Annotated in this window: 13 protein-coding genes and 1 pseudogene; 3 read left to right on the top strand and 11 right to left on the bottom strand. The window is 44.0% G+C overall.

Annotated elements, in window-relative coordinates:
- Together K0O23_RS08795 and K0O23_RS08790 are read left to right on the top strand one after the other, a co-directional pair.
- Positions 1-382 (top strand): annotated as a pseudogene (locus tag K0O23_RS08795) (IS982 family transposase); the annotation flags it as partial.
- Positions 383-490: 108 nt separating this feature from the next.
- Positions 491-649 carry a hypothetical protein gene (locus K0O23_RS08790; RefSeq protein WP_219877042.1) on the top strand — a complete coding sequence of 53 codons (159 nt, stop codon included), beginning with the start codon at positions 491-493 and terminating at the stop codon, positions 647-649.
- A 32-nt stretch (positions 650-681) separates the two neighbouring features.
- On the opposite strand, the gene K0O23_RS08785 is transcribed toward K0O23_RS08790, so the two are convergent.
- The 10 genes from K0O23_RS08785 to K0O23_RS08745 form a co-directional block, all read right to left on the bottom strand.
- Entirely contained in the window at positions 682-987 is a 306-nt protein-coding gene (locus K0O23_RS08785; protein ID WP_219877041.1) for a peptide-methionine (R)-S-oxide reductase, read from the bottom strand.
- A 17-nt stretch (positions 988-1,004) separates the two neighbouring features.
- On the bottom strand, positions 1,005-1,406 hold the full coding sequence (locus K0O23_RS08780; protein ID WP_219877040.1) for a methionine-R-sulfoxide reductase: 402 nt from the start codon (positions 1,404-1,406) through the stop codon (positions 1,005-1,007).
- A gap of 98 nt (positions 1,407-1,504) precedes the next feature.
- On the bottom strand, positions 1,505-2,281 hold the full coding sequence (locus K0O23_RS08775) for an SDR family NAD(P)-dependent oxidoreductase (protein WP_219877039.1): 777 nt from the start codon (positions 2,279-2,281) through the stop codon (positions 1,505-1,507).
- 99 nt (positions 2,282-2,380) lie between these two features.
- Positions 2,381-2,860: a YdeI/OmpD-associated family protein gene (locus tag K0O23_RS08770; protein WP_219877038.1), complete on the bottom strand. Its 480-nt coding sequence runs from the start codon at positions 2,858-2,860 to the stop codon at positions 2,381-2,383.
- Positions 2,861-3,075: 215 nt separating this feature from the next.
- On the bottom strand, positions 3,076-4,041 hold the full coding sequence (gene rlmF, locus K0O23_RS08765; RefSeq protein ID WP_219877037.1) for a 23S rRNA (adenine(1618)-N(6))-methyltransferase RlmF: 966 nt from the start codon (positions 4,039-4,041) through the stop codon (positions 3,076-3,078).
- 531 nt (positions 4,042-4,572) lie between these two features.
- Positions 4,573-5,076: a YkgJ family cysteine cluster protein gene (locus tag K0O23_RS08760; protein WP_219877036.1), complete on the bottom strand. Its 504-nt coding sequence runs from the start codon at positions 5,074-5,076 to the stop codon at positions 4,573-4,575.
- 145 nt (positions 5,077-5,221) lie between these two features.
- Positions 5,222-5,530 carry an Abi family protein gene (locus tag K0O23_RS20290; protein WP_262902612.1) on the bottom strand — a complete coding sequence of 103 codons (309 nt, stop codon included), beginning with the start codon at positions 5,528-5,530 and terminating at the stop codon, positions 5,222-5,224.
- On the bottom strand, positions 5,527-6,135 hold the full coding sequence (locus K0O23_RS20285) for an Abi family protein (protein WP_262902611.1): 609 nt from the start codon (positions 6,133-6,135) through the stop codon (positions 5,527-5,529). Before K0O23_RS20285 ends, K0O23_RS20290 begins: the two co-directional genes overlap by 4 nt.
- A 277-nt stretch (positions 6,136-6,412) precedes the next feature.
- Positions 6,413-7,807 (bottom strand): class II fumarate hydratase, encoded by a 1,395-nt coding sequence (fumC, locus tag K0O23_RS08750; RefSeq protein WP_219877035.1) that lies wholly within the window; start codon positions 7,805-7,807, stop codon positions 6,413-6,415.
- Between the two features lie 155 nt (positions 7,808-7,962).
- A complete protein-coding gene (locus K0O23_RS08745) occupies positions 7,963-8,679 on the bottom strand; it encodes a hypothetical protein (protein WP_219877034.1) in 717 nt (238 codons plus the stop codon).
- 246 nt (positions 8,680-8,925) lie between these two features.
- Here K0O23_RS08745 and K0O23_RS08740 point away from each other — a divergent pair, with 246 nt between their 5' ends.
- Entirely contained in the window at positions 8,926-11,844 is a 2,919-nt protein-coding gene (locus K0O23_RS08740) for a CHASE domain-containing protein (protein ID WP_219877033.1), read from the top strand.
- Here the strand turns inward: K0O23_RS08740 and K0O23_RS08735 are convergent.
- A complete protein-coding gene (locus tag K0O23_RS08735; protein ID WP_219877032.1) occupies positions 11,841-13,004 on the bottom strand; it encodes a porin family protein in 1,164 nt (387 codons plus the stop codon). The two genes, K0O23_RS08740 and K0O23_RS08735, sit on opposite strands and share 4 nt — an antisense overlap.
- Between the last annotated feature and the right edge of the window lie 219 nt (positions 13,005-13,223).

Raw genomic sequence — 13,223 nt, 5'->3', positions numbered from 1 at the left:
CACCTGGGACGGGGTCCCGGTGCAGTTCTACATCCATGCCGGCTCCTTTGTCGACATCACCGCCTTCAAGGCCATGCCCCTGGACCTGCCCGAAGGCAGCTGCCTCTACGCTGACGCCGGCTACACCTGCTATGAGGTGGAGGACCTGCTGGAAGCGTGTGACCAGGTTCAGCTCTACTGCTGCCGCAAGTCCAACAGCAAGCGCAAGGATGAGCCACACATGGCCTTTCTCAAAGACCACTACCGAAAACGCATCGAAACCACCTTCTCGGGCATCACCGGCTTCTTCCCCAGGAAGATCCATGCCGTCACAGCCGAAGGATTCATCCTAAAGCTAATCCTCTTTATCTTCGCCTACACGCTAGCTCAAGTAATTGAGTAGCTCGCAACTTGAGTTAATTATAGCCTTAAACAGGACAAAAAGACTGCGACCTACGCTGTTAATCTTGTTGTAATACAAGACCCTGTGTCGAACAAAATAAGGGTAAAAATGAGCAGCCCTGGATATGAGCCACAAAAATGGGCGCCGACAGAAACCTCATTTAAAAGATTAGATTTTATCGCAGGCCATGACTACGAGGCCAACATGCGGCTGAACATGTTTGTGCGTTCTTATTTGCAGCAGCGTCACTTTTCCACCAAGAGGTAGCTCTTGCTCTATACAATACTATATAAATAGTCTTAAGAAATCAGCTTTATAGCATCAGCGTTAATACAATAGCGCACATTGGTTGGGGTGCGGGTGTCTTCAAACAAGTGTCCGAGGTGCTGGTGGCATTGGCTGCACAGCAGTTGCACCCGATTGCGACCATAGGTATTTAGTGGGGTGTGCAGCACACTCTCCCCTACCTGTGCCCAAAAGCTGGGGAATCCAGAGCCAATATCAAATTTATACTTTGCCTCGAAAAGTACCTGCCCGCAGTTGGAACAAGTATAGGTTCCGCTTTCCTGTTTCTGTTCCTCTACCTTGCTTCTATGCCTGAACATTATTCAGAGGCTTATGGCTAATCCTCTTTCTCCAGATCGTCTACAGCCACAAACTTCATAGACAGGGAGTTTACGCAATGGCGGATGTTCTTTGGGGTAAGGTATTCTCCCTCGAAAACGTGACCCAGGTGCGCGCCACAATTGGCACAAACAATTTCGGTGCGGCGTCCATCTGCATCCGGTACACGTTTTACAGCTCCGGTTATCTCATCATCAAAGCTTGGCCATCCGCAATGCGACTCAAATTTATACTCCGAAGTATAAAGCGGATTATTGCAGCGCTTGCATAAGTACACACCCTCTGCTTTGTTGTGCTCATACTCACCCGTGCCTGGGTACTCGGTGCCCTTGTCAACTATAATGCGCGCTTCTTCGGGGGTAAGTTTGTTATACTCTGATGGGTCTTTTGCTATCTTCATGAGGTTTATACTTTGTGGTAAGTTTTACTGCTATACTTGCTTAAACAAATAACGCACCGCAGGGTTTTTAGTGACAGTCTGTCGGGGTTATACTTTCTTTACGCCCCCTGCCCTACATGCTGCGAAAGTCCGCCATCCATAAAGTAACTGGAGCCGGTAACATAGTCAGAGTCTGGTGAGGCCAGGAATAAAGCTACCTTCGCAATCTCTTCAGGTTTTCCAGCCCGTTTCATGGGTATGTTCTTCTCGCTTTCCTTCCGGGCCTCTTTGTCGTCAACAGCTTCCTGGTTCATGGGTGTCAGAATCATGCCGGGGCAAATGTTATTTACGTTAATGCCATCTTCTGCCAGTTCCAGAGCCATGGCGCGGGCCAAATTACGAACACCCGCCTTCGAAGCGCAATAGTCAGCGGTGCCGGCAGATACTATTTCTTCGTGCACTGAGGAGATATTAACGATTTTGCCTTTGCCTCCATTTTTTTTGCGGTGCCTGATAAAAGCGCGGGAGCAGAAAAATGTGCCGTAAAGGTTGGTTCGGATAGTACGGTCAAATGTTTCAGTGTCCATGTCGGCTACGTTAATTCCGGAGCCGTTTACTGCCGCGTTATTCACCAGAATATCAATGGTGCCAAACTCCTTCATAGCCTGTTCAAAGAGCTGCTCTACTGCCTGCTCATCACTTATATCCACCTGAAGTATAATTCCTTTCCTGTTTTCCTTTTTAATCTTATGTAAGGTTTCTTCAGCACCCTCTTTGTCGGTGTGGTAACAGATAACTATGTCTGCACCTTCTCTGGCGTATTCAATGGCCGTAGCTTGCCCAATTCCTGAGTCGGAACCGGTTATCAGAGCAATTTTATTTTTGAGTTTGTCCATAGGTATGAGTTTAATATGTGGTGCTTGAGGCAGCTGTTTGCCGAAAGCTTTAGATACACATACTTTCTTCTGTACCTGATGGTTTGAGGTAGGTCGTTATTACTTCTCGTGCAGCTTCTGGTTGCTGAGCAGCTTCTGGATACACTGGACGATGCGCTCTACTTTGGTTTCGTCGGTTTTAGCAGAATAGATCCAATCTACAAAGGCTTTCTGTTCGCCGTCGGAGCAATTCCGGAATTTCTCGTAGGCTGCGGGTTCGTCCTGCAGGCACAGCAGCAACTCTTCCGGCACTTCCTGCGGGGTGTTGTCGGCATAAAGTATAACGTGTACCCAATCTCCGGCCTGCTTTTTTATCTTCTTTCGTATCTCAGTCTTCACTGGCAGAAAAAGCTGTCCGTTTCCCATCGGCATCAGGTGGTAGCCTTTTATTTCATAGCTGTCTATACTTCCCTTCACTCGCACCCATCCGAAGTAAGCGTGCTTGTCAGGCAAAATCTCTGGTATAGCAGCAAAGGTCCAGCCGCCTTTGCCGGGGAATTTTTCTAGTAGATAGGCTTTGTTTATTAAGGGCTGAGGCATTATTTATTAAAATAATTGATCCCGCAAGTTTAGCAGCAGGCAACTTTAGGTTATACTTTGAGTCCAGTTTGTAACTGGCGTTTTCCGATGTTATACTTTCGCCAGTTACAAACTGGCTGCTATACTTCCCCACAAGTTACGCTGCCGCTAAACTTGCGGGATGGTAAATTGTATGAAGTATAAATATAGCCAAATCCTTCACTCTAATATAGCATTTACTTCCAACGCGACTCACGCCATAGTTTCTGTTGTTCCTTGTTCAGGAAAGTCCAGGCTACGATGCGGCTTATTTTGTTGCCCTGCCCCATTGGTATCGTTTCTATAGTTTGAGCGCCGGCTTTATCTAAACTATAGAGTACACTTTTCAGATTGGCTGCTTTGGAGATAAGCGTTGTGAACCAGAAACACGACGTAGCAAACTGCTGGCTTTCTTTTACCATGTTTTCCACGAACCTAGCCTCGCCTCCTTCGCACCACAGTTCTGCATTCTGGCCGCCAAAGTTCAGGGTTAGCTTGGCTGGTTTCTTTTGCTGCAGGTTCTTTATTTTGCGCATCGTTCCGGCCTGTGCTTCTGCCAGCGAACTATGGAACGGTGGGTTACAAATGGTTAGGTCGATGTGCTCGTTTTGTTTGATGATACCTTGGAAAATATGCTTCGGGTTTGGTTGCAGCCGCAGTTCTACATTTTCTTTAAGCTGTGTGTTAGAGTTTACAATGCTCTCAGACGATTTAATTGAAAGCGGATCTATATCAGCCCCGATAAATGACCAGCCATATTCTTTGTTGCCAATGATTGGGTAAATGCAACTGGCACCAACGCCCACATCGAGGCATTTTACTTTATTGCCCGTCGGTATTTTGCCTTTGTTTGAGGTAGCCAATAGGTCGGCGGCGTAGTGAATGTAATCTGCACGGCCGGGTATAGGCGGTGTAAGGTAGTGCTGTGGAATATCCCAGTGTTTGATGCCGTAAAAGTGCGCCAATAAGGCTTTATTAAGTGTTTTCACTGCTTTCGGGTCGAAGAAATCCACTGAGGCATCGTTGTACTCGTTCAGCCTTACAAAGGGTTTTAGCTCCGGGCAACTGGCTACAAGCTGCTCAAAGTTATAGCGCCCGCGGTGCCTACTGCGCGGGTGTAGCTCCGATTTTTCTTTTGGATGTTCTTTCTTTTTCAGAAGCATTATACTGTTGGTAGTGTACTAGTAGTTACGGAAGTTTTGAGAAGATTTTGGTAAAGCTACAGTTTATGCTGCAAGTTTGAGCGAAGCGATAACTCGTGGGTAATGAGAAATTGTGCGTTTATGGTTTATAATTCTTGATGGCGTGAGCTTGTAACTTTATCCTGTTCCGTATTTTTTTCAGATTCGGCCTTTTTAAGATGAACAGAACTAACAATAGTTGAAAACTATCCCCTTGAGGGGATTATAGGGGTGTTTGTATCTGCGTAAATAGCTAAACCAACTATGCTAAAGTGATTTGCTCTGTAGCTTTACACCCCTGCGGTCCCCTCAAGGGGACAATTTCACTATTTTAGTGCCTATTCCAGGAAAGTTATGGAACAGGATAAGGCTTGTAGCTCATGGCTTTTCTTTTTTGTGATAGAAATGTAAGTACGAGCTACAAGCTCACACTAGCGGACAGAACATGTTTTTCGACTTCTAGCTACATATGTGGTTATACAGGGCTCCGCATTCAGACAATAATCTTTTGCTTTAAAATATTTTAACACCAAATTTCTCTGACAGCAGATTATCAAGTTGTTTGATGTCCGCTATTAAATCTTTGAATTCTGGAGTTGATGATAATTCATGCTCATTGTTCTGATATAGCTTTTTCAACTCAGACATCTTAAAGTAAAATGATTGTGATTGCAGCTCAATCTGTAGTAGCGCTAACTTTTCTTCAATAGCGCTTTTTCTCTGTTTAGCCACATCAATTATTTCGATAGCCAAAGTATAATCCAGCTCCTTTCGTAGGACAGATTCTAGAAGTTCGCAATTGTAGGCGGCACATTGTTTCGGCCTGTCTGAGTAAATAGTGCAGCCATTACAATACTTTTCACAGGGCTGAATAAAAACCCCATCACTACTTGCCTCCTCAATATCCATTAATTCTCTTATTGCAGGCAACTCTTCATGGCTAAGCTGTACAAAGCCAACCAGGGTGCCGTCGCAACATAACCCACAAGACAAACAGATATTGGTTGAATCAATCATATTACTGAATTTAAGCACTTCTTTTATGTGCTGTTTTGAAGGTAGCTTAAATTACAGCTAGTATTTGTATAAACGGAATTTGGCTCCTTTTAGTCGTTTTTGTTGGCACAAGCAGGGACGTGATATTAGCTATAATGATATAAAATTAGTGTTTACTAGTTGTCCATAACTGTTCATTTTCCCAGTTTGGCTTTAACCCTAAGGCTTTCGGGTCTATGTTAGGATATTTACTTAACAGGCCAATAATTCTATTAGTAAAGTCATTAGTTGGTTGAATTAGATTAAGAAGATATCTCATGCAACAAAGGTGAATATAAAGCATAGAATGCTCAGAAGGGTTGGGAACATCCTGAATCCATTTATTGGGTGGTCTTGATAAAAGCTTAGGTCTGCCAGGCAGATTTTTATTCCAAAGTCGCCCGTGATGTGCGCAGATATTCCGGATTTGAGTCATACTCTGTAGCCAACTTGGGAGTAAGTATGGTTCACTGTTCCTAAATCAGCAGCAATTAGATCTTTTGATTTTACGGTTGGTTTAAGATTACCATATAATTTGGATAATGCTCCAAAGCTTACCACTTCCAATGTTTTCCAGGCTGGCGGTCTTCTTGAATCTGTATGATACTTCTTATAATGTTCTTTTATAAATACTTCTTTAGTTTGCCTTAACTCACGATCAATCAATAGCAGTGTTTCAGTGTGTTCTACCAGATTTTTAAACAAGTTGCCATTTTCAAACCACCAGGGTGAAACTTCATGTGAAAGATGGTATATAAGCTTTGTTCTAAAACCAATCTCAATCTTTTCAATTACATCAAAAAGCAGTAACCGTAATTCACGATCGAAGTTATAGATGGCAAGGATATTATCGAAAGTACTATTTGACTTAAAGGAATGTGATACTTTATCCGATTGCATGGACCACCAGTAACCTGCAAGACGATAGTAACTTATGTTTTCCAGAACTTGCTTAGCTTTAGCTTCATCAGGAACGATCAAACCACGGGATTTTAGCTGTTCAATCTGGTCGTCTATACTTATGGCAGCTTTTCTGTACATCTTTATAAAAGAAAAAAGCCTCTTAAACGACCGGATGGCAGGTTAAAAGGCAATTAGAAAATTATGAAACTCCCTAAAAAGCAAAAGACTCGCCCTGGGACGCTGTTCTAATGGGTAGCGTGGCGAGTACTGTTAATACAAAAGTACTATAAATACTTATCATTTCCAAAAAGGTTTTGTTATGGAAATTTATCATAGTTCAGATATATATTATCAAACAAAAAAGCAGCCCCTACCGGAGCTGCTTTTCCTACTATCTGTTAAACTATAGTTCTTATTATTTCAAACTACCGATCATATCCTCAGGCTTCACCCACTCGTCGTACTGCTCGTTGGTTAGCAGGTCAAGGGCGATAGCTGCCTGGCGAAGGGTAGTACCTTCTTTGTGGGCTTTCTTCGCGATCTTGGCTGCGTTGTCATAACCAATGTGTGGATTAAGGGCCGTTACCAGCATCAGCGAGTTCTCCAGGTTCTCTTTGATGCGGGCCGTGTTTGGCTCGATACCTACAGCGCAATGCTTATCAAATGAGTCGCAGGCATCACCGATCAGCTGCGCACTCATCAACAGGTTGTAGATAATCACCGGCTTAAACACGTTGAGTTCAAAGTGGCCGTTCATGCCTCCTACTGAGATCGCCACGTCGTTACCAATAACCTGTGCGCAAACCATGGTCATGGCTTCTGCCTGTGTAGGATTTACTTTACCTGGCATGATAGAAGAACCTGGCTCATTTTCAGGGATCAGAATCTCAGCTATACCAGAACGTGGACCAGAGGCCAGTAAACGGATATCGTTGGCGATCTTCATCAGCGATACAGCCAGTTGCTTCAGTGCACCAGAGGTCTCAACTATAGCATCGTGTGCAGCAAGTGCTTCGAATTTGTTTGGAGCCGTGATGAACGTATGACCAGCGTACTGAGAGATTTTCTCGGCAACCAGTACATCATAACCAGCCGGTGTGTTAAGGCCGGTACCTACCGCAGAACCACCAAGGGCCAGTGTGCTCAGGTGCTCCAGCGTATTGCGAAGCGCCTTCATGCCGTAGTCCAGCTGGGCTACGTAACCCGAAAGCTCCTGGCCAAGTGTAAGTGGCGTAGCGTCCATCAGGTGCGTACGTCCGATCTTAACCACATCCATGTAAGCTTCTGCTTTGCTGTTTAGCGTGTCGCGCAGTTTCTTTACCAATGGCAGGGTGTGCTCCACCACTTTTTTGTAAGCGGCAATGTGCATCGCTGTTGGGAAGGTGTCGTTTGAAGACTGCGACTTGTTTACGTCGTCGTTCGGGTGGATCTTCTTTTTCTCGTCTAATAAATCGCCGCCTAAAAGTACGTGTGCACGGTTGGCAACTACTTCGTTTACGTTCATGTTAGACTGCGTGCCCGAGCCTGTCTGCCATACTACCAGCGGGAACTGGTCAGCCAGTTTTCCATCCAGGATCTCATCGCAAACTTTACCGATGATCTCAGCTTTGTCCTGTGCCAATACGCCTAATTCAGCGTTAGCAAACGCAGCCGATTTCTTAAGTATAGCAAAAGCTTCTACTACTTCTGTAGGCATCAGCTGGCCACCGATGGTGAAGTTTTCTTTAGAGCGCTGTGTCTGGGCACCCCAATATTTGTCTGCAGGCACCTCTATCGGGCCCATCGTGTCTTTCTCTACGCGAACTTGCATATCGTTTATACTTAGGTTTTAAAGGATCAATTTATCTGCGGCAAAACTACAAAAAAATATACTTGTGCGCTGCCGGTTGTTATTTTATCATTTAGGCAATTATGCGCTATTCAGAGCTTTACTACAAACCCGGAGAAGCAAAAGTATAAGCCAGCCTATCTTATCACCCTGTGCCCGGACTGTTCTGCCAGAAAGGCCATCATCTCCAACTGAATAGGCTTCAGATAAGCAGTGTTTATATTGGTCTGGTCATTAAAAGTTACCAGGTACTCACCTTCTGCCCCCAGGTAATGGATGCTCTGTATCTGCTGATGGGTGTAAGTGCGCTGAGTGCCCAACAGGTTGCTGATATTTACACCGCTCTCGTCTATCACCACATGCCATTGCAAACTAAACCACGTAACTACCCCTGTAAGTACAAACAGCAGCACAAAAACGAACCTGTATTTTTGGGTGGATTTTTCGCCTTCGGTGCGGTGTATGTAAGCTTTGTAAAGTTCGGTGTCGTGGCCAAGTATAGTTCCCTGGATAAGGCGCAACGGAAGCAAGGCAACCACTAAACCCAGCAAGAGGGCTGGGGCAAACATGGCTTTAAAGTTGGGAGTAAGCAAGTACAGTTGCTCTTTAGAAGTATGGATAATACTTGACAAAAGTGCCAACGTACCCGCAAAGAAAACTGCCAGTGCACAGGCAAAAAAGAAATAAACTAATGTTAGTTTCAGGTCCTGTTTCTGAATATACTTTAACTCATCTGCCGTTAAATGTGCAACGCCTCTGGCCGGGGAAATTGTGCGCAGCATGTACCGCACAACCGGCAGCAGAACAGCAACAGAGAAAAAAGCTAAAAGTAAAATTTTGAGGATCTCAAGCATAGGTAAACAGTTGGTACTGCAAAGTTAATACGGTATGTCCAATTTCCGATAAATAAAGCTAACTAACCATAGTGGCTGGCAAAGCGTACCTACTGCCTTTATATGGCTGGCTTGCTAAAATACTTAGCGCATCCGAGGTATTTTATATATATTTGAGAAAAGGAAAACTGTGCATTTAATGAATCTTTTTTATCTGAAAGTTCTTCAGTATTAAATTCTGCTTAAAGAGCACCCTAATTTATACTTATGAAAGCTGCCAAGCTGGTACTGTTTGTAAAGGACTATTTTATTGCCATATTTTCTTTCCTGCTCATTTTTCTGCTTACCCTTTTTATTTATTCGGAAACCAAGCGCAAAGCAGAAGAACGAAGCGAAAAGCTCTTTAGCCTTAGGGCCGACCAGGCTACTCAAGCTATAGAAAAGCGCATGCACGACCATATTCAGGTCCTGATTGGTGCCAAAGCCTTATTTGTTGCCTCTGATACAGTTGAGCGAAAGGCGTGGAGGAAATACTATGAAACCTTAAACCTGGAAAATAATTATCCCGGCATACAGGGACTTGGATACAGCAGGTATATTAAGCCTGATGAGTTGGCAGCTCATGAGCGCAAAATCAGAGACGAAGGGTTTCCCGACTACAAAGTATACCCTGAAGGAGAGCGGCCGGTTTATACATCTATCATTTACCTGGAGCCTTTTTCAAACAGGAACCTGCGGGCATTTGGCTTTGATATGTTCAGCGAGCCTACCAGGCAATCAGCCATGCGCATTGCCCGGGATACTAAGCAGCCTGCCATGTCTGGCAAGGTACGCCTTGTGCAGGAGAACGGAGAAGATGAGCAGCCTGGTTTCCTGATATACCTGCCGGTGTACAAAAACAACGTCGATCCGGAGTCAATTCAGGAAAGGCAGAAGCTGATAAGAGGTTTTGTGTATAGTCCCTTCAGAGCAAAGGACCTGTTATCTTCTATACTTGAGAAGGAATACCAGTTCATAGACCTTGAGCTGTATGATGGGACTAACCTTGATAAAAACTCTTTGCTCTACAGTTCTGACACTACACTATATTACCATACAGCCAATGAAAGGCGTTTCAGTAAACTCAATACACTAAGTATCGGGAATAATACCTGGCGGGTGTTTGTAACAGCCAAGCCGGATTTTGGTAAATCCTCAGATACTGAGTTGCCTAAGTTTATACTTCTGGGTGGCGGCATCATAAGCCTGCTGATGTTCTTTATCATCTGGTCTTTATCGAATACGCGCCGTTCTAATCAGCTTAAGCAAACTATTACAGATAATGCCACAGCTGCCCTGTTTATTATGGATGCACGGGGCTACTGTACATTTATGAACCCTGCAGCGGAGGAGATGACAGGCTACACGTTTGAGGAAATTACCAAGAAACCGCTTCATGACATGATACATCATCATCATCCGGATGGAACACCTTATCCGCTTGATGAATGCCCTATAGACAGGGCATTACCGACAAATAATGAGATGCGTGCTCACGAAGATGTATTCATACGGAAAGACGGTACCTTCTTTAATGTAACCTGCGCCGCCCGTCCGATTATAGAAAACGGCAGCCCAGCCTATACTATAGTAGAGGTGCGCGACATAACAGAAGAGAAGCGTGCTCAGCAGGCTATACTTGAGAGTGAGGCCCGCTTCCGGACCATGGCCGACAGTGCACCGGTAATTATTAAAGTTCGCGATGCGGAAGGGAAATTCCTGTATGTAAACAAACAGTGGATGGACTTTACAGGCTATAGCTTCAGAGAAACTATGGATCTGACCTGGAGAGATGTAGCGCACCCGGGCGATGCAGAAAGAATCAGCCATGTTTTTGAGAAGGGCCTGAAAACACGAACTTCTTTCAGGGTAGAGTTCAGGATGCGACGTAATGATGGCGCCTACCGCTGGGTAGTGCTTACAGATATGCCACGATTTGGTTCTAATAACGAGTTTTTGGGCTTTATAGGTTCTGTTATTGATATAACCGAAATGAAAGAGGCAGAGCGAAAAGTAAAGCAGAATGCAGAACTTTTGCAAAAACTTTTCCTGGAGGCGCCTGCAGTTGTTGGCCTTGTACGTGCACTGGATTTCCAGTATGTGCTGGCTAACTCGCAGTACCGCAGGCTTTATGGAAACCGGCCATTGGTTGGCAAAACTATTTACGACGCACATACCAACCTGGAAGGCGAAGGCTTTTTCAGTAGAATAGAAGAAGTATTTAAAACAGGGCAGCCTTTTATTGGTAAAGAGGTGCAGACGATTATTGAAGAAAGCAAAGGCAAGTTTAAAGCCTACTTCAATATGGTGTATCAGCCGCTAATAGACTCGGATAACAAGATAGAGGCAGTACTGGTATTTGCCGTTGAAGTAACCGAGTTGGTGAAGGCCCGCCAGGCACTCCTGCTAACCAACGATGAGCTAAGCGATAAAAATAAAGAGCTGCAGCGCATAAATAACGACCTCGATAACTTTGTATACACGGCATCGCACGACCTGAAATCGCCGATTGCAAATATGGAGGGCCTTGCCGCACTGCTCCGCGAAGAATTGCAGGAAAGACTGCAGGAAAGCGATTTGCAGATACTGGACATGGTGCAGGGTTCCATCAACAAGTTAAAAGGCACTATCGCCGATCTGGCAGAGATAACAAAAGTACAGAAAGAACTGCACTCCACTTTAGAGCCGCTTTCTTTTGATGCAGCGCTGGAAGATGTTACTTCCGACATAGAGGGTTTAATAAAAGCCTCAGATGCCGTTATCATCACAGACATTCAGGTAAAAGATGTTCTGTATGCCCGGAAAAACCTGCGCAGCATTATTTATAACCTGGTTTCAAATGCCATCAAGTATAAATCACCGGACCGCAGGCCAAGTATTAAAATAAGTACCTATACTGAGGGCGGCTTTGTGGTGCTGGAGGTGCAGGACAATGGCCTGGGCATTAAAAAAGAGCAGCAGCACAAATTGTTTACTATGTTTAAGCGCCTTCACAGCCACGTAGAGGGCACAGGCATTGGCTTATACATTGTAAAGCGCATTATCGAGAACAATGGCGGCCGCATAGAAGTAGAAAGCGACCTCGGCAAAGGCACTACGTTTAAAGTATACTTTAAGCAGGAGCCGGTGACTGCCGCTTTACATTAAAGAGTTATAGCTGCCGATAAATGGTATCCGCTGATAACAGCTCTCATGTTATATATTTCATTGTTATAGATGTCTCTGCTATAGCGTAGCTCTAAAAGAACCGCTCTTTTGTCGTTAAGGGTATACTGTAAACCAGCGCCACCTAAATACCCAACAGATCGGTTGGCATCGTCATAACTCTTTGTCCATGTCTGCCCTATTTCATTGGTAGTGGTCCTTTGTATATCGTTAGAGATGAGGAAGTTTATACTTGGTCCGGCATTTACAAACGGCCGCATTCGGTTTTCACCAAAAGTGTACTTAAGCAGAAGAGGCACCTGCAGCTGCGTGGTTTTGTAAGTAAAAGTGTTTGTATAGTCTATAGCAACAGGATGCTGGTACTCATAAACACTTTCAAAGCTGTATTGAGTATAAGAAATCTCTGGCTGAATAGACCATTTGTTGCCAGCCATGTGAAAATTTAGAAAAATGCCAGCTGATAGGTTATTGTTTGTATTAAAATCGTCACTAGTTTCAGACAATTTAGAATCGAATTGTAAACTGGAAGTTAACATTGCTGCCCTTATTCCATAGGAAACACCTACCCTGGAGTGGTTTAAATAAACTTTGCTTTCATTGCCACTGTACTTACAAGCACTGTATTTACGCACATAATCAGACAGGCTTGTGGCTGTATATTTAGGGAGGTTTTCAGATGACACCTGGAATGCGTCACAGTCACTGGTAACAGATGAAATAGTGCCTTTATAGTAGCCCTGGTATAGTTGAGTAACAGGAGAGTCCGGCTTTTGTATATAAAACTCTACGCCATCTATTAAACCACTACCGCTGTAAAGTTTTACAGGTCCATCAACAATCACTCTTAAAAGAACTACTCTGTCTTCTTTGCCTACCTTTACCTCTTTTGATTCATAGAAGATACTGTTGCTTGTGCTATACCCTCTAATATCTTTTGCTGGATAACGCTGAAAGTCCTCGCTGCCTGTTTGTTTGAAATTAATACTTTCAGACATATTCTTCTCTTTCAATAGAATACCTTGTAATGTATCTGATTTTGCAGTAATAAGATAGGCAGGTGTTGTGTTACTCTGGGCCTGCACAGCTGAGCTGGTAAGTATAAACACAAACAGAAGAAAAGCGGCTTGTAAAGTTTGTTTCATAGATTTATTTTAATAAAGTAAAGCTATAAATATATGTATTTTTAAGCTACTGATAGCAGCACATTGTACTGTGAGAAAGTAGCTGTTTATCGGCAGGAAATATGTACTTTTATACTTTAATAGCTGCAGAAATAAACCTTTATTTAAGTATAAAAACTGATCCTTCTGCCGCTGAAATTTGTTCTGAAAAGCCGGGTGAGTATACCCGAAAAACGAACA

Origin of the sequence: Pontibacter aydingkolensis, from assembly GCF_019443125.1 — a bacterium.
Classification (GTDB): Bacteria; Bacteroidota; Bacteroidia; order Cytophagales; family Hymenobacteraceae; genus Pontibacter; species Pontibacter aydingkolensis.
This window is presented reverse-complemented; position numbering and strand designations above follow the sequence as displayed.